Origin of the sequence: Nostoc sp. DedSLP03, assembly GCF_034530815.1 — a bacterium.
In the GTDB taxonomy this organism is placed as follows: domain Bacteria; phylum Cyanobacteriota; class Cyanobacteriia; order Cyanobacteriales; family Nostocaceae; genus Nostoc.
Window position 1 is genome coordinate 1 of the sequence record NZ_JAVRCK010000130.1, and the last position, 15863, is coordinate 15863.

12 protein-coding genes, 1 tRNA gene and 1 pseudogene are annotated in these 15863 nt (G+C 43.3%); 4 read left to right on the forward strand and 10 right to left on the reverse strand.

What is annotated here, in order from left to right; translation table 11 throughout:
• Window positions 1–771 precede the first annotated feature (771 nt).
• From RM368_RS35190 to RM368_RS35205, 4 genes are all read right to left on the reverse strand, one after another.
• On the reverse strand, window positions 772–1236 hold the full coding sequence (locus RM368_RS35190; protein WP_322698351.1) for an HNH endonuclease signature motif containing protein: 465 nt from the start codon (window positions 1234–1236) through the stop codon (window positions 772–774).
• Window positions 1237–1239: 3 nt separating this feature from the next.
• On the reverse strand, window positions 1240–1518 hold the full coding sequence (locus tag RM368_RS35195; RefSeq protein WP_322698352.1) for a hypothetical protein: 279 nt from the start codon (window positions 1516–1518) through the stop codon (window positions 1240–1242).
• 584 nt (window positions 1519–2102) lie between these two features.
• Window positions 2103–2330, reverse strand: coding sequence for a hypothetical protein (locus tag RM368_RS35200; protein ID WP_322698353.1), 228 nt, complete (start codon window positions 2328–2330; stop codon window positions 2103–2105).
• Window positions 2331–2376: 46 nt separating this feature from the next.
• Window positions 2377–4671 (reverse strand): ATP-binding protein, encoded by a 2295-nt coding sequence (locus tag RM368_RS35205; protein ID WP_322698354.1) that lies wholly within the window; start codon window positions 4669–4671, stop codon window positions 2377–2379.
• Window positions 4672–5157: 486 nt separating this feature from the next.
• Between RM368_RS35205 and RM368_RS35210 the strand changes: the two genes are divergently transcribed.
• Entirely contained in the window at window positions 5158–6348 is a 1191-nt protein-coding gene (locus tag RM368_RS35210) for a transporter substrate-binding domain-containing protein (RefSeq protein WP_322698355.1), read from the forward strand.
• A 141-nt stretch (window positions 6349–6489) separates the two neighbouring features.
• Here RM368_RS35210 and mazG read toward each other — a convergent pair whose 3' ends face one another.
• Together mazG and RM368_RS35220 are read right to left on the reverse strand one after the other, a co-directional pair.
• A complete protein-coding gene (gene mazG, locus RM368_RS35215) occupies window positions 6490–7317 on the reverse strand; it encodes a nucleoside triphosphate pyrophosphohydrolase (protein ID WP_322698356.1) in 828 nt (275 codons plus the stop codon).
• A gap of 3 nt (window positions 7318–7320) precedes the next feature.
• Window positions 7321–7941: a metal-binding protein gene (locus RM368_RS35220; RefSeq protein ID WP_322698357.1), complete on the reverse strand. Its 621-nt coding sequence runs from the start codon at window positions 7939–7941 to the stop codon at window positions 7321–7323.
• 128 nt (window positions 7942–8069) lie between these two features.
• Here RM368_RS35220 and RM368_RS35225 point away from each other — a divergent pair.
• A tRNA-Val gene (locus RM368_RS35225) sits at window positions 8070–8142 on the forward strand.
• Between the two features lie 313 nt (window positions 8143–8455).
• Here RM368_RS35225 and RM368_RS35230 read toward each other — a convergent pair.
• The 4 genes from RM368_RS35230 to leuC all read right to left on the reverse strand — a co-directional run bounded on the left by RM368_RS35230 (window position 8456) and on the right by leuC (window position 12000).
• Window positions 8456–8902: a hypothetical protein gene (locus RM368_RS35230; RefSeq protein WP_322698358.1), complete on the reverse strand. Its 447-nt coding sequence runs from the start codon at window positions 8900–8902 to the stop codon at window positions 8456–8458.
• A gap of 12 nt (window positions 8903–8914) precedes the next feature.
• Window positions 8915–9727: a hypothetical protein gene (locus tag RM368_RS35235; RefSeq protein WP_322698359.1), complete on the reverse strand. Its 813-nt coding sequence runs from the start codon at window positions 9725–9727 to the stop codon at window positions 8915–8917.
• 104 nt (window positions 9728–9831) lie between these two features.
• Window positions 9832–10440, reverse strand: coding sequence for a 3-isopropylmalate dehydratase small subunit (gene leuD, locus RM368_RS35240; RefSeq protein WP_322698360.1), 609 nt, complete (start codon window positions 10438–10440; stop codon window positions 9832–9834).
• Between the two features lie 156 nt (window positions 10441–10596).
• Window positions 10597–12000, reverse strand: a complete 1404-nt coding sequence (leuC, locus tag RM368_RS35245) for a 3-isopropylmalate dehydratase large subunit (protein ID WP_322698361.1) — start codon at window positions 11998–12000, stop codon at window positions 10597–10599.
• A gap of 306 nt (window positions 12001–12306) precedes the next feature.
• Here leuC and RM368_RS35250 point away from each other — a divergent pair, with 306 nt between their 5' ends.
• Window positions 12307–13656 carry a P-loop NTPase fold protein gene (locus RM368_RS35250; protein ID WP_322698362.1) on the forward strand — a complete coding sequence of 450 codons (1350 nt, stop codon included), beginning with the start codon at window positions 12307–12309 and terminating at the stop codon, window positions 13654–13656.
• A 189-nt stretch (window positions 13657–13845) separates the two neighbouring features.
• Window positions 13846–15863, forward strand: a pseudogene (locus tag RM368_RS35255) (ribosome assembly protein 4); the annotation flags it as partial.

Below are 15863 nucleotides of genomic sequence, written 5' to 3' on the forward strand. Positions count from 1 at the left end.
ATCAAGGGTACATTTTACCTCCATTGGTAAATTCTTTCCTAGAAATCACCTTAAACGTTAAGTCAACATATTCCTCACTGTGAATTAAGATAGCTGCCATAGATGGAAATTTCGAGAAAAATTTCAAGATGTCAGAGTTTGTTTAATACATCAATATTCTCTTCTGCACAATTGGCCTCATTGTCATCGCCAACTACTTTGGTTAGACTGGCAATCCAGTTTAGGCTATTGTTCTCACTGGTTAGGAGGATCTTCTAATACTCCAGTAGTTACTCAGAACAGATGGATAGCCGAAAGTCTCTATCCCATATCAGCATGAACCGCTTCTGCTCCATTGTAAAAAAATTCGGCGCTTTCTTGGTTTCTATGCTTGATTGGACTCACGGCAAGCTTATCCTTCCAATTCGGACTAGCGGCAAAGTTATGGTTCCAAGCTGCCAATTTCATCCAAAATTAGCTCACGCAAGAATGAGGGTTATAGTGTTGTAGGCGGCAAAGTTATGCTTCCAGAGGCGGCAAAGTTATGGGTAAAGTCACAATTGTGTAATTTAAAGCATAATATTGCCGCAACGGCAACCTTATGGTTGAAAACTTCCCCGGCAAAGTTATGGTTTAAAAATTTGACATTTAATTAAACTAGATCTTGACCATTCTGAGTGATGAATCTGCCTACCCAGAGAAATTTGTCTGTGCTTGCTGCAATGTAGAACGGACTTTTTTATATCTCAAGTATCCAGGCTTGGTCATAGACTGAGATACAAGGTTTTCTTCCTATTCGCCTTGCTCAAATTTTGCTTGTATCGGATCATCCATTGGTGGATGCCGACCAATTTCTTTATCAGCCTCACGAATATTGATCGCCCGTTCCCGGTTCAAGCTTAATGCGGTGACTGTTGCTCGTCCTGTAGCTGTCAAACCCACAATTAATAGTCCATCGGCAGACCAAATAAAATGCTCACTCCAGTTACACTGTCGTGGATTAAATAATGAAACTTCTTCTCCAGATAGAGGGTCAGTTGCTGTCAGCCGATTTGTCTTTCTGCGATTGCAGTGAAAGCAAGCCAACGCCAGATTTTCTAAATTATCTGTTCCACCTAATGACAAGGGTATAACATGGTCTACGGTGAACTGTACATACTGCCATTGTTCAGAGGCATGACAATACTCACATAGGTACTTGGCTCGTTGACGTACCTGCTTTTGGATAGCTTCAGGGATTTTACTACGAGAGGACACAATTTAGGATGCTGACTGAGTTGACGCAAGGGATAAATTACGAATTGTACGATTGACAAAGCTTAAATAATCATCAATTTCTTCGTAGCAATCAAGTTCTTGTTCTTCTTCTGTACTCAGTGAAGTTGCTTGCTGTTTTGCCAATAGTTCTTCAATGCGACTTTGGACAGTGCTGGATGCCCGAAAAACTGGAATACCTTCCTCTAAATCAATCCGCACTGCACCATCAATGGGTAGCTTTGTTGGTAGACAGGATAGTTTCGGTGGTTGAGAGATGCTCATGGCAGTGCCAGAAGGTTAATCGATGAGTAGTTTGATCTTAGCCCAAAGGTGCGTAGGCGTAGCCCGTCGTAGATATTGCTTCCTGATTTAAGTATTTTAACCTTTAAAATTTCAATGTCGGCAATATTATGCTTGAAAGCGTTGTTTTTAGGTGGAAGCAGGCTTACAAAAGAATGAGCATTTCCGATTTGCCTGCGGCAAGGTTATGCTTTAACGATCGGCAAAGATATAGGTTCTTGGCAACTTTTGGTGATCTTGGTTGGGGTAAGGCAGAAGGCAGAAGGAAGAGGAAGGAAAAATTCCCACAATTGAAGCATAGCAAGGATTATAGAACATCTGCATCACTTGAAAGCCGTAAGCGATCGCCCCTTGAAGTCACAAATCCCACGCCCGGATAAGAAAACGTTTTAAACCCTTCTGCCCTCTGCCTCCTGCCTTCTGCCTTAAAGCGCGTAACCTTTCATCATCACCAAAATCTGACAAGAACCAAGATATACTTGAAATCACACAGGTGTAGAAAAAGAAGCCAACTTACTCTGCCCTTTGTGGAAGCATTTGAGCAAACCTGTCTGCATCTACTTCTACTACAGATGCGATCGCAATTGTAGCTTTTGCGAACTCATTTGTAGCTTTGGCGATCGCAATTGTAGCTTTTGCGAACTCAATTGTAGCTTTTGCGATCGCAATTGTAGCTTTTGCGAACTCAATTGCAGCTTTGGCGAACGCAATTGTAGCTTTTGCGAACTCATTTGTAGCTTTTGCGAACGCATTTGTAGCTTTGGCGAACGCAATTGTAGCTTTTGCGAACTCATTTGTAGCTTTGGCGATCGCATTTGTTACCAAAAGCTTAATTGTGCATTAAACTTGTTTGCTATTTTTGGTAAGGTTCGCTACCACTTTCACCAACTCTTCTGGCTCAATTGGCTTGGATACATGAACTTGGAATCCGGCTTCCAAAGCTAGCGTGTGTTCTTCTTCTCTAGCAAATGCCGTTAGTGCTACAGCTAGAATCTTCTCCTCTTGCTCTGTTTCGTGCACCCGCACTTTCCGAATCAGGGAATAACCATCCTCATCTGGCATTCCAATATCACTTATTAGAACATCTGGTTTTAATCGTTTTAGTGCTTCTAGAGCTTCACCTACTGAGCTAACTGCCGTCACCTGCCCTCCAGACTTTTCAAGAATGAAGGTAATTAACTCCCGTGTATCGGCATTGTCATCGACAACAAGTATTTGCAAGCCGTTGAGTATTGAGAGATTCTCGACTTTTTCTTTACTTTCTTTAATTAACTGTTCTGGTTGCGGTTCTACCAGAGGCAACAACACTGTAAATTTTGCTCCCTTTCCTTCCCCTTCACTAACTGCGCAGACTGTGCCTGAGTGCATTTCTACTAAATGGTGTACGATTGCTAGCCCCAATCCCAAACCATTGTCTGCTCTAGTAGTTGTGCTATCAGCTTGACGGAAACGCTCAAAGATATAAGGTAGAAAGTCAGTACTAATTCCCTTACCTGTATCAGAGACAGTTATCTGGACATTTGAGTTTACCTGTTCCAAATGCACTTCAACTCGCCCTTTGTTAGGTGTGAACTTGACGGCATTAGAGAGCAAATTCCAGACAACTTGTTGTAGGCGTTCGGCATCACCCATAACTTGACCAACTGAAGAATCAAGATCAAATTCAACTTGAATATCTTTAATTTCAGATGTGGGATGTACAGCTTCAATTGCCGCCTGAATTATCGGCACAAGGTCAATTTTACGGATATTTAGGCGAATTTGTCCTTGTACAATGCGTGAGATATCCAGGATATCTTCAATCAGTTTTCTTTGAAGTTTGGCATTCCGCTCGATCGTCTCCAATGCCTTAGAGGTAGTTGTTTCATCCCATTTGCGAATACGTATTAGTTGAACCCAACCCAGCATAGAATTGAGAGGTGTACGAAGTTCATGGGAAACGATCGCTAAAAACTCTTCCTTAATGCGGTTAGCTTCTTGGGCTTGCCGATAAAGCTGGGCATTATCAATGGCGAATGCTGCTCGTTGAGCAAGTTCTTCAGCCATTTCTAGGTCTACAGTAGTGTAATGGCGTCCTGGTTGTGCAGATGCAAATAGAATTGTCCCCAGCTTGCGTTCGCGTACTAACAGTGGTACTACCATCTCAGACTTAACTTGGAGTTGGCACAGGAGACTGAAGTGTTCTTCGTTCGAGGACTTTTGCTGTAATGAAGACTCAAGAATGTTTGTAATCAGTTCCGGTTTACCAGTCCGTAAAACTTTCGGTGGGCCGTAATCAGCATCAATAGAAATTGGATAGCGTTGTTGGAGTTCTCGTAGCAGTGCTCCCTTTCCTGGTTCAGATGCAACGATGACTGGGTTAGGGATGACTGGTAAATTATGTTCGATGACATCCACAATACACCAATCGGCAAGAGTAGGCACTGCTAATTGCGCGACGCTGGTTAGGGTAGTGCGATAATCCAAAGAAGATGCCAATACACTACTTGCTTCAGCTAAAAAATTAGAGCGTTTTTCTGCGGCTTGGGCTGCAATTCGGGCGGCTTGCTCATTGGCAAATAACTGCTGGCGCTGCAACTCTAAATGCCTACGCTGGCTAATGTCACGCATTAGCCAGCGCAAAGCAACTGGCTGACCTTTTTCGTTACGAACGGTAACTACTGTCAAAGCTACATCAAAACAGATTTTTTCTCGTGGTTGTAAACACACTTCCCATTCTCCACCTCGGTCGAGCTGCTGCAACTGAGTCAGGTAATCAAAAAAAGCTTGATGATCTGATTGGGCAATGAAAGTCAGGAGCGGTTTGCCAATCAAAAATCGCTGTAAAACATTGAACTGTATGCTGGCAGCACGATTAGCTTCCAGGATAGTGCCGAATGTATCAGTTACCAAGTAACCATCAGGCGCAAAATCAAATAATTCTTGGTAGCGTTGACGTTCTTTCTCTACTACGATTCGTGTTGCTTGTAGTTCCTCGGAGGCAACTTTTAGTTCTTCCAAAGTGATTTGCAGTTCCTCAAAAGCTTCTGCTGTTAGTTCTTCCGGTGAATACGGCTCACTAGCAGTACTTTGCAATAATCCTGTCACCCGTGAGCGCAATCTCTCTATTTGTTGACTGAAATCGTCTACATCCATGTTGCTCACTTTGCAAAGACTAAGAAGGGCACACCAGAGAAAACATTAGGCTAAATATAAACCCAAATGTACGCTAAAAGCCGATCTCAAAACTATTGCTCAAAAGATAGAAGTTTGTCTTGACAACGCGAGTCCTAGAAAGTGAATTAGACACAATATAGTTGTCTCAACCTCTAAATATCATCCTAAAGTAAAGAATTCATCAATAAATCTACCTACAGTGTTGTACCGCAAGAAACATATTAGGTAGATTTCAGCAAATGTTTTTATAGCTTAAAGGGGGCCTGATGCTTACAGCAACAGTCCCAATATATTTTTGCACTTTTAGGGGAAAGGTTAAAGGGTAAAGGGGAAAGGGAAGAAATATCTATTTCCCCAGTCCTTGTAAATTTGAAGAAAATCGGTTTTATGGAGATGATGAACGCGATCTTTGATATGAGGTGGGCATGATAAATAGATTATGCACACAACCTTGAGAGAATTCTGATGATAAATGCGATCGCTAGTAGATTTCGCCAATTTATGGCTGGGAAAAACCGCCTAATTGGCAGATATGACCGGAAAAACAAAACCAAGCGTTCTTTAGCACTGTATACCTACATAGGATTAATAGGTGGAATTCTGGCATTGTTGTTAATGGTGTCCCCAGGAGTAGCCCAAAAACCACAACTCCAACAACCGTTATTAGTAGCTACACGAGTTATACCGCCCTTTGTGCTATCAAACAAAGGTGAGCTATCAGGATTCAGTATCGACCTCTGGCGCAAAATCGCTAACCAAATAGGTGTAGAGTCTAAATTTATAGAATATTCCACTGTACCGCAACTGCTTTCGGCTATTAAGGAAAGCAAAGCCAACTTGGGAATTTCAGCCATCTCAATTACAGCCGAACGCGAACAGAATTTTGATTTTTCATTACCTATTTTTGCTGGAGGGCTGCAAATCATGGTGAGAAACCCAGAGAAAAACAGCAGTGCCTTTCCAAATATTTTGCAATTGTTTTTCTCCGGTAGCCTTTTGCAAGTAATAGGCGTTGCCTTGGTGTTAATTATCGTAGCAGCCCACATTATTTGGTTATCTGAGCGTCATCACAAAGATGGGATGATTCCCAAATCATACTTTCCTGGCATTTTCAAAGCCTGTTGGTGGTCAGCTGCCACCTTAGCAACCCAAGCTGACGAAATGCCCAAAGGAGTACTGGGACGCCTAGTAGGTATTATCTGGATGTTCATCGGAGTACTTTTTGCCGCCTACTTTACAGCCAGTGCGACTACCTCCTTGACAGTGCAACAGCTTCAGGGTGATATCAGGAGCATAGACGATTTACCCGGCAAGGTAGTGGCCACAACTGCGGGTAGCACAGCCGCCACCTACCTGCGAGAACATAAGATTTCAGTTTTAGAAGTTACCAAAATCGAGCAAGCTTATAATGCTTTGCAAACAAAAAAAGCTGATGCCGTAGTCTTTGATGCACCTGTACTTCTCTTCTATGCTGCCAATGAAGGCAAAGGGAAAGTAGAGATTGTAGGCAGTATCTTGCGTGAAGAAAGCTACGGCATCATTCTGCCCAATAACAGTCCCTACCGCAAACCAATTAATCAGGCTTTGCTAAGTCTCAAAGAAAATGGCACTTATCAATCGCTATATGATAAGTGGTTTGATGCTGAAAAATCTTGAAGAAGGGAGTGGGGAGCAGGGGGCAGGGAGCAGGGGGACAAGGAGGAGCAGGGGAAAAGGTTAAAGGTTAAAGGGAAAAGGAATAAATTTAATCTTTCCCCTTTTCCCCTTACCCCTTTCCCTTTCCCCATGCCCAATCCCCTATTCCCTATTCCCTTCTTTAGCCAGTTGAGCTTTTGCCTGTTGCCACAAGTTTTCTAATTCATGCAAACTGTAATCAGAAAGGGGACGGTCAACAACCGCCTCCATTTTTTCTAATCGCTGGACAAAGCGCTGATTTGTGCCTTGCAAAGCGGTGCTGGGGTCAAGATTATGCCAACGCGCTAGCTGAATCACGGCAAATAGTAAATCGCCTAATTCTGCTTCTTGTCGTTCGGGTGTTTCCTCAGCTAAAGCTTGCTCGAACTCTCTCAACTCCTCATGAAACTTATCCCAAACACCCTGAATATTTTCCCATTCAAACCCGATCGCCGCAGCCTTTTGAGAAATTTTCATCGCTGCCATCAGTGGGGGAAGGGTACGTCCATAACGAGCGAGTTTAGCACTAAATTTTTGCGCGTCTGGAGATGCTTCGCCCTTTTCCGCAGCTTTGATTTGTTCCCAATTTTGCCGCACCTCATCCACACTGGCCACCGACACATCACCAAACACATGAGGATGACGGCGAATCAACTTTTGGGAAATCCCCTGAGCGATTTCCTTAAGAGAAAATTGCCCAGATTCACTAGCGATTTGGGCTTGCAATACCACCTGTAATAATAAATCGCCTAACTCCTCTGCGATCGCACCCTTATCCCCACTCTTAATTGCATCCACCACCTCATAAGCTTCCTCAATCACATAAGGCGTCAAAGTTTCAGCAGTTTGAGCCAAATCCCAAGGACAACCACCATCAGGCTCGCGCAACTTCGCCACCACCTCAATTAATTCTTGCAACGCCGCCAAAGTCTCAACTTTGTCATTTGTCATTTGTCATTTGTCCTTTGTGGTTCTACCGTTGCTCTTTCTGCTAACTGTAGCTCGACGACTACCGCGAGTTGTAACTTTCCGCTTCTTAATTTTGCCACTAGGAAGCAACCCCCGAATGCCCTGTTTTTGAAAGCGCTTATAAGCCGAACCGCCCCAATCGCTGAGAGAATGACTCATCGCACCGAGTTCCAACCCCAAAAACAAAGCGATATATTCAGTATCGTATTGCACGAGCGATCGCCCTACAGTTTGTCCCAAATCTTGCCAACTAAAACTCAGATTCCATAACCTTTGAGCGATCGCCAAAACGAAAATTGCTAAAATAGCCAGCAAACACCCCAGATAAAGTATCCGTAGAATCGTGCCGATAATCGGCCCGTGGGATAAAAAAGAACGATGCCGCAGACTTTTTTGATAAGGTAGCCAAATCCAGCGCAAGAAACCCCAGCGCTGGAATTGCACAGAGTAAATATCCAAATCGGGGCCAAACATCAGTCCGCCAAAGAGAAACCCGCCTGCAACCAACAAAGTTGCATTACTACTGCGAGTTTGCCAGAAAGTAACGCCCGCCACCAACGGCAGAGCATACATAGTAATGCGATCGTGCGTCCGACCAGAGGGCATCCTAAATCCTGTTAGCGATAGCGGGGCGTTGAGCCAATACTGAGTCAGTATAAGACAAAAAAAGATTTTCTTGAAACTACTAGCGCAATGCGAAATGTTTTGCTATATTGGTTAAGGATTAGTCAAACGGGCGGTTAGCTCAGTTGGTAGAGCGCCTGCCTTACAAGCAGGATGTCATCAGTTCGAGTCTGGTACTGCCCATAGTTCAAAAGCCGCCACTTGGCGGCTTTTTGATTGGAAGCATAACTTTGCCGCCGTGATTTACGGTAATATTATTATCTGAAATTACCTAAAATTATCCGCAAGCACGGAATAATTTTAGCTCAGAATTAGCACATAAAATGGACTATTGAGGCAGTAAACGAGCGCTTAAAAGCAAGCAAAACTGGGGTCAAGGTGGAAGCTAGGGGCGATCGCTTATCCTTACGGGCCACGCTGCCACCTAAGCCAGGAAGTAATAAATCTAAGCCCTATCAGCACCCTTAGCAGCCGCACACTGGGCAATGGGAAATTCTCATTCGCCAGAAACCGCATTACCTGGACTCAGTAAACAGCAATGGTGTGTAGAATACATCCTCTTTGAGACACTCTGCGGCAAACGCGAACACAGCTTGGATTGCAGGAGCACTAAGAGTTGGATAGCTTTCTGTAACTTGCTGTATATGGGATTTTCAACAGCTATTTCCAAGACTTCTTGTCTAAGCTGAGACATTTTAGATGGTGTTCCTAGAAATGCTAAAGAAAAAAGTGCATTAGAAAATTCTTTACCTTTAACGTGCGATCTGGCTATCTCCACCTGAACACTAATATCTATCTCATGAGAAATCGGAACTAACTCATTTAATAGTTGCTCCTGATACTGGCTAAGAAGCTTGTGAACCTCCTCAGCTTTTTCTTTTGCAGCAATAGTTTCTTCCTTAGTACCTCGGACATTCATGAAAGCTTCAAAAGCTTTCTCCATAAAATGTGACGCTCACAGGTAGCTTGCATCTGTACCTTTAAGGCTATCTTCAGCTTCTTTTACATAGGTTTCAGCCGCCTGCATTTGCGCTGCACGTTCTTCTTCTGCATCTTTTTCAAGACGATGCCATTGTGCTTTAATTTCCCAATAGTTTCTTGCCCTACGCCAATCATGCGCTGATTCTGATAAAGTTGCGGCCTTCTCAGCTAGAGCAGCGTATTTATTAAAATTACCGCATTTGTATTCTTGCAAAAGCTCCATAAGCTTTGCTGATAAAAACTCTGGATCTTCTCCATTGCAGCGTTCAAGAACTTTCTCGATATGTGCAACAACATCTTCAAATTTATGATTAATTTTGCGTGCTAGCCGAAGCGCCCGTTCAATCCTCTCGAAACACGGACTCCATTTTTCAGGATCTTCTAATTCTGTGGCAGATTGTAAATAGGCTGTAACAGCTAACTGTGCCATCCGATAATTGCGCTTTTTGACCCAGAGAATGTCCGCAATTCGTGCTTGAAGTTCTGGAGCTGATATTTCAGGAGCAATTTCAGTAAGAAAATTTAAATGTTCATCAGTAAGATTTTGGAAAACTTCAGCAAAAAACTCCTCTGTTGATTCTGGCTTGATTGCAATACCAGTCACGAACGCCAAAATCTCAAAGACATACTGTTCTCTAACATTTCCTGCCTCTTTTGCTTCCTGTGCCTTATTCCAGAAAACTCTGTTATAAGCACTACATTCTTTTCTATCGCTGCTATTAACCACTTCTAGCCAGCCAGAGTTTATGAAATCTTCTTTAGTGAGAGGAGGGTTTATTAATGGCATAGTCTAAAACTACTTGGCTATATATCTACTATGCCAAATCTGAAATAATGTAGATAAAATCTATAAATTAACATTCCCCGGCAGAGCCAGGGAATGAGAGAATACTAACTCGCGGCTAAATTGCTCCAACCGACGTAGGGTAATTTTGCAGCTGTTGCCCGAACTTGGTCAGCGTTAGCTACTAACTGACCGCAAGCGTCCCAAGTTCCAGAAATAAATGTACTTCTTGTACCTTCATCGATCGCAACTGGAACAATATAATCGCCAATTTGCACTTGCAAGGTTTCCAGATTCACTGTGACGGCGGCTTGGGGATTGGCAGCGACTAAATCTTGCAGTTGTTTAACAGTCACAGCATCGGCTGTCAGACAAGGTATACCCATTGCCACACAGTTACCGAAAAAGATTTCGGCGAAGCTTTCACCAATTAAAGCTTGGATTCCCCATTTTGCGATCGCTTGGGGTGCGTGTTCTCGCGATGAACCACAGCCAAAGTTACGGTTGACTATTAAAATATTCGCGCCTTTGTATTGGGGTTGGTCAAAGGGATGTTCGCCTTTAAGTGCTGTCCGGTCATCGATAAATGCGCCTTCACCTAACCCATCAAAGGTAACGGCTTTCAAATATCGCGCCGGAATGATGCGATCGGTATCTATATCATTACCCACTAAAGGTATACCGCGCCCTGAAACTGTTTTAACTTCACTCACCATAAAACTTGACAAAGGGATTGGGGACTGGGGACTGGGGACTGGGGACTGGGGACTGGGGACTGGAAACTGGGGTAGAGAGGCAAAGGAGAATAATTCTATAACCAATGCCCCATGTCCCATGCCCCATGCCCAATGCCCAATGCCCCATGCCCAAAATTACAACAACTCGCGCACATCAGAGACTTCGCCTTTAATCGCAGCTGTGGCGACCATCGCCGGACTCATTAATAATGTCCTACCGGAGGAGGAACCTTGTCTTCCTTTAAAGTTGCGGTTGGAGGAAGAAGCGCTGATTTGTCTTCCTTGCAGCTTATCGGGGTTCATGGCTAGGCACATAGAACATCCTGGTTCCCGCCACTCAAATCCGGCTTCCTGAAAGATTTTATCCAGTCCTTCAGCTTCCGCCTCTTCCTTCACCCGTTCCGAACCAGGGACAACGAAGGCTTTGATTCCTTCTGCAACGTGGCGACCTTTGGCGATTTTTGCCGCTTCTCGCAAATCGCTAATTCTACCGTTGGTGCAACTACCAATGAAGCAGACATCTATTTTAGTCCCCTTGATCGGTTGACCGGGATATAAATCCATGTAGCGGTAAGCTTCTTCGGCAATGAATCGGTCTTCTTCTAGCAGTTCTTCTGGTTGAGGTACTGACTGGTGGACACCGATACCTTGACCGGGAGTAATCCCCCAGGTGACGGTAGGAGGAATTTCCGCAGCGTCAAATATCACCACATCATCATATTGGGCATCAGCATCGCTCTTGATGGAATCCCACCAAGCCACTGCTTTATCCCAATCTGCATCAATGGGTGCAAAATCTCTGCCTTTGAGGTAATCGTAGGTGACTCGATCGGGATTGACGTAGCCGCATCTAGCACCGCCTTCGATCGCCATATTGCAGACAGTCATCCTCTCTTCCATATTCATTTGCTCAAAGGTCGTGCCTGCAAATTCGTAGGCATAGCCCACACCACCTTTCACACCAAGTGTGCGGATGATATGCAAAATGACATCTTTAGCGTAAACTCCAGGGTTGAGAGTGCCATTAACTTCGATTCTGCGGACTTTCAGTTTCGAGAGGGCAAGGGTTTGAGAAGCGAGAACATCTCGGACTTGACTAGTACCGATACCAAATGCGATCGCACCAAATGCACCATGACTGGAAGTGTGACTATCTCCACAAGCGATCGTCATTCCTGGCTGAGTCAGTCCGAGTTCGGGAGCGATGACGTGAACTATACCCTGGCTACCAGAACCAATGTTGTAAAAAGTTATGTTATTTTCTTTACAGTTATTTTCCAGCGCCTGAATCATTTCCTCTGCCAAGTTATCGGCAAAAGGACGCGCCTGATTTTCTGTGGGCACAATATGATCGACTGTGGCGACGGTACGCTGTGGAAAGAGTACTTTTAGACCTCTTTCGCGTAACATAGCAAAAGCCTGGGGACTGGTTACTTCATGAATTAGGTGAAGCCCGATAAATAGTTGCGTCAGCCCTGAGGGAAGTGTACCAACGGTGTGTAAGTCCCAAACTTTATCAAACAGGGTACCTTTGCTCATACGTCAATCAATATTTAAAGAGTCCGGTCTTAAATAGTATCAAAAAAAAGTCTTGGTTGTTACAGATTGCTTCATATTACTTACAGTTTTGGGTAAGGTCGTGGGGAATTGAGGGGTGAAGTTTAAACGCAGAGGCACGCTGAGGTAAGCGCAGAGGTACGCAGAGAATTCGCGATGTCATTCGATCGCCTTTAAGGTAGTAAATGCGAAAATTCTCCGAAATATTCAGATGCCAAGATGTAAATAACTTTATCCTTTTCCACAAGGATATGTTAAGACAATACCAGATTATTTCACTACCAGGTTATGTCCATAGATTTACGGGAATTTTATCAGGCTAGCGACCCCAGCAGAACTCTGTTTGTCAACAATAGCTCTGATGGCAAGTATTATATAGATTTTTCCTCGGTACGAGGTGGTGATATTCTGGGCAAGCTGAAGCAGAAAATTACTTTTTTTAAGCCTAATGAACCCACCTGCACTTTATTTACTGGGCATATTGGTTGTGGGAAATCGACAGAACTATTACGGTTACAGGCAGAACTGGAAAAGTTAGGTTTTCATGTAGTCTATTTTGAGTCTAGTGATGACTTGGAAATGACCGATGTTGATATTGCTGATGTGCTGCTAGCGATCGCTCGGCGTGTGAGTCAAAGTCTGGATAAAATTACACTGGAGTCACCCAACAAGTTTAATGAGTTGCTGCAAGGTGCTTGGAAAGTTTTAAACTCCGAGGTGACGGCGGGAAAAGTTAAGCTTCCGGTGGTGGGGGATGTCGGTTTATCGGCAGATAAAGATAAGTTTTCTTTGTCTGTAGGGATTGGGGAAATCACCGCGAAGATGAAAAATGACCCAATGCTGCGAGAAAAACTCAATCAGTATTTAGCACCGCAGAAAACTAAGCTCTTAGAAGCGATTAATCAAGAATTATTAGAACCTGCGATCGCTAAACTCAAACAGCAGGGTAAAAATGGTCTGGTGGTAATTGTCGATAATCTTGACCGCATAGATAATCGTGCCAAACCTTGGGGTCGTCCGCAGCAAGAATATTTATTTGTCGATCAGGGTGAGTTTTTGACGAAGCTGAATTGTCATCTGATTTACACCATGCCCTTGTCTTTGAAGTTTTCTGATGATTACGGAATGCTGACTCAGCGTTTCCCAGAAGACCCTAAGGTGTTACCAATGGTTCCTATACAATGGGCTGATGGTAGCGTTCATACACAGGGAATGTCACTCATGCAGCAATTGGTACTAGCTAGAGCTTTTCCTGACATGAAACCAGAAGAGCGTTTAAGTAAAGTTACTGAGATTTTTGATAGTGCTGCTAGCTTAGAGCGTTTATGTCAAATGAGCGGTGGTCATGTGCGGGATGTGCTGAGGCTGCTGAATACCTGGATTATGGAAGAGATGAGTCTTCCCTTAACTCGTGAAACCTTAGAGCAAGTGATTCGTTCACGGCGAAATGAGATCGTGTTGCCGATTTCTGAGGATGAGTGGCAATTGTTACGCCATGTCAAGGAAAGGAAAAAGGTAAGCGATGACAACGGATATCAAAAACTGATCCGCAGTCGCTTTGTGTTTGAATATCGCGATGGTGGCGAGTCTTGGTTTGATGTTAATCCCGTTTTGGCTGAGGCGAGAGAACTACAGTGAAGCCAGCTAAGGATTAAAATCCCAGGCTAATAGCTAAAGTCCTTTTAAGAGGACTAATAATTACTTCCAGTCTACTAGTCCGCTGAAGTGGACTTCAGCTATTAGCTTTGCACTTAAGTGCAAGGCGGGATATGTTGACTCAACGTCAAAATAGATGGTAAAAATCCGCACCTGAAAAACATATTATCTATGAGTCCACAGCAATCACCGGAAGATGACCATGTAAACAACGATCGCTCTATAAAACAATTAGCTTGGGCGATCGAATCCTCTGTGGGACAGTTTAAGCTGATTTTGGCACGGTGTAATTATGTCAGCTTGCGCGATCGCTTAATCTCCAGATTGCAAGAAATTTGTCAAGTCGAAATTCGTGTCTTAACGGTGCAGCAATCGAACAGGACTCTTTATACTGTTATTCAGGAAGAATTCGGCAAAGAAATGCCAGCCTGTGTAATGGTTGTGGGTTTGGAATCTGTGCAGAATTTGCCTGTGATGTTAACTTCCGCTAATCAAGTGCGGGAAGAGTTTCGCAAAAATTTTGCTTTTCCCTTAGTGTTGTGGATTGACGATGAAATCTACAAGCAACTAATACAGCTTGCACCAGATTTGGAAAGTTGGGCAACTACGAGAAATTTTGCCATATCAACACAGCAATTAATAGATTTTATCATCGAAACGGCTAATCAATGGTTTAGTAATAACTTAAAATTTAGCTTCGATGTATATTTGAAGCTGGAAAATGAGTTAGAAGCAGCGCAAAGAGATTTAATTAAAAAACCAGATATTTATAATTTAGACATTCAAGCTAACTTAGAATCTTTATTAGGTTTTGTTAAACAGATAAATAATCAAAAAGATTCGGCATTAGAGCATTATCACAAAGCTTATAAGCTCTGGCAGCAAAGTCATAATTTAAAAAGACAGATAAAAGTCATCAGTGAAATTAGCTTTTGTTATTATCTCAAAGCTTTGAAGCATCAAGATATCAATTGTGAAGATTGGCAGAAAACGTGGCATTATATTCAAGAGTACATACATATTATTAAGCAGTTACAAAGTCCAGATTTAATTGCTGAGGCAGTAGTGAAATTCGGTGATATATTGCGAGACTTTAAAAAGTGGGAAATCTTGCAGAGTCTTTCTGAACAAGCTTTAGTAATCCATCAAAATAACAAGCAACCAAGGGAATTAGCCAAAGATTACGGTTTTTTAGCTGAGGTGGCTTTGGCTCAAAAAAACTGGGTGAAAGCAAATCAGTTAGTTAAGCAAGCATTAGAAGTTTTTGCTGCAATTCCAAATCTAGACTCAGCTAATATATCAGGGATTTTATCTGATATTCCCGAAAAATTTTTAAAATCAAAAGACTTGAGTTTATATCAATTTATTTTAGGTCGTTCTCAATACCATTTAGGTCAAATTACAGAGGCAACTCTCAGCTTAGAAACTGCGAGAGATGTGGGTAATCCCCTAGAAGATGTCAGGCTTTACTTAGATATTCTCAGGTTTTTGCAGCAGCTTTATTTTGAGCGGAAAGAATATCTCAAAGCATACAAAATCAAACAGCAACAGCGTTCTATTGAACAACAATTTAGCTTGCGGGCTTTTATTGGTGCGGGTAGGTTAGAAGCTACAAAGCAGGTATTTGTAGAGACATTGCGCTCAAACTCTCCCCAAGGAAATATTGCCCCGGAAATTGCTGCATCTGGTCGTCTCTTGGATGTAGAACGTTTAATTGAACGCATGGGTCGCCCTGATTATAAACTGATAGTAATTCATGGGCAATCGGGTGTAGGCAAAAGTTCCCTGGTGAATGCCGGATTAGTGCCAGCTTTAAAGAATAAAGCGATCGGTGTTCAAGATTATATGCCGGTGGTAATGCGGGTTTATACTAACTGGGCGGAAGAGTTGGGGAGGGTTTTGGGGAATGAGGGGGATGAGGGCAGGGGGCAGGGGGCAGGAGGCAGGGGGCAGGGGGCAGGGGGCAGGGGAGAAGGGGATGAGGGGGAGTTAGAACTTCAAGTTTCGACTTTTGAACTTGGAAGTTCACCCTCAGAAGGTCAACTTCCACCCTCAGAAGGTCAACGTTCATCTTCAGAAGGTCAACTTCCACCCTCAGAAGGTCAACTTTCACCCTCAGAAGGTCAACGTTCATCCTCAGAAGGTCAACTTTCACCCTCAGAAGGTCAACTTCCACCCTCAGAAGGTCA

Bases quoted from the DNA above. Each gene is read 5' to 3' on its own strand.
- RM368_RS35195 (WP_322698352.1), bottom strand. From the start codon at position 1,518: ATGAGCATCTCTCAACCACCGAAACTATCCTGTCTACCAACAAAGCTA.
- RM368_RS35200 (WP_322698353.1), bottom strand. From the start codon at position 2,330: ATGAGTTCGCAAAAGCTACAATTGCGTTCGCCAAAGCTACAAATGCGT.
- RM368_RS35205 (WP_322698354.1), bottom strand. From the start codon at position 4,671: ATGGATGTAGACGATTTCAGTCAACAAATAGAGAGATTGCGCTCACGG.
- RM368_RS35210 (WP_322698355.1), top strand. From the start codon at position 5,158: ATGATAAATGCGATCGCTAGTAGATTTCGCCAATTTATGGCTGGGAAA.
- mazG (WP_322698356.1), bottom strand. From the start codon at position 7,317: ATGACAAATGACAAAGTTGAGACTTTGGCGGCGTTGCAAGAATTAATT.
- RM368_RS35220 (WP_322698357.1), bottom strand. From the start codon at position 7,941: ATGCCCTCTGGTCGGACGCACGATCGCATTACTATGTATGCTCTGCCG.
- RM368_RS35230 (WP_322698358.1), bottom strand. From the start codon at position 8,902: ATGGAGAAAGCTTTTGAAGCTTTCATGAATGTCCGAGGTACTAAGGAA.
- RM368_RS35235 (WP_322698359.1), bottom strand. From the start codon at position 9,727: ATGCCATTAATAAACCCTCCTCTCACTAAAGAAGATTTCATAAACTCT.
- leuD (WP_322698360.1), bottom strand. From the start codon at position 10,440: ATGGTGAGTGAAGTTAAAACAGTTTCAGGGCGCGGTATACCTTTAGTG.
- leuC (WP_322698361.1), bottom strand. From the start codon at position 12,000: ATGAGCAAAGGTACCCTGTTTGATAAAGTTTGGGACTTACACACCGTT.
- RM368_RS35250 (WP_322698362.1), top strand. From the start codon at position 12,307: ATGTCCATAGATTTACGGGAATTTTATCAGGCTAGCGACCCCAGCAGA.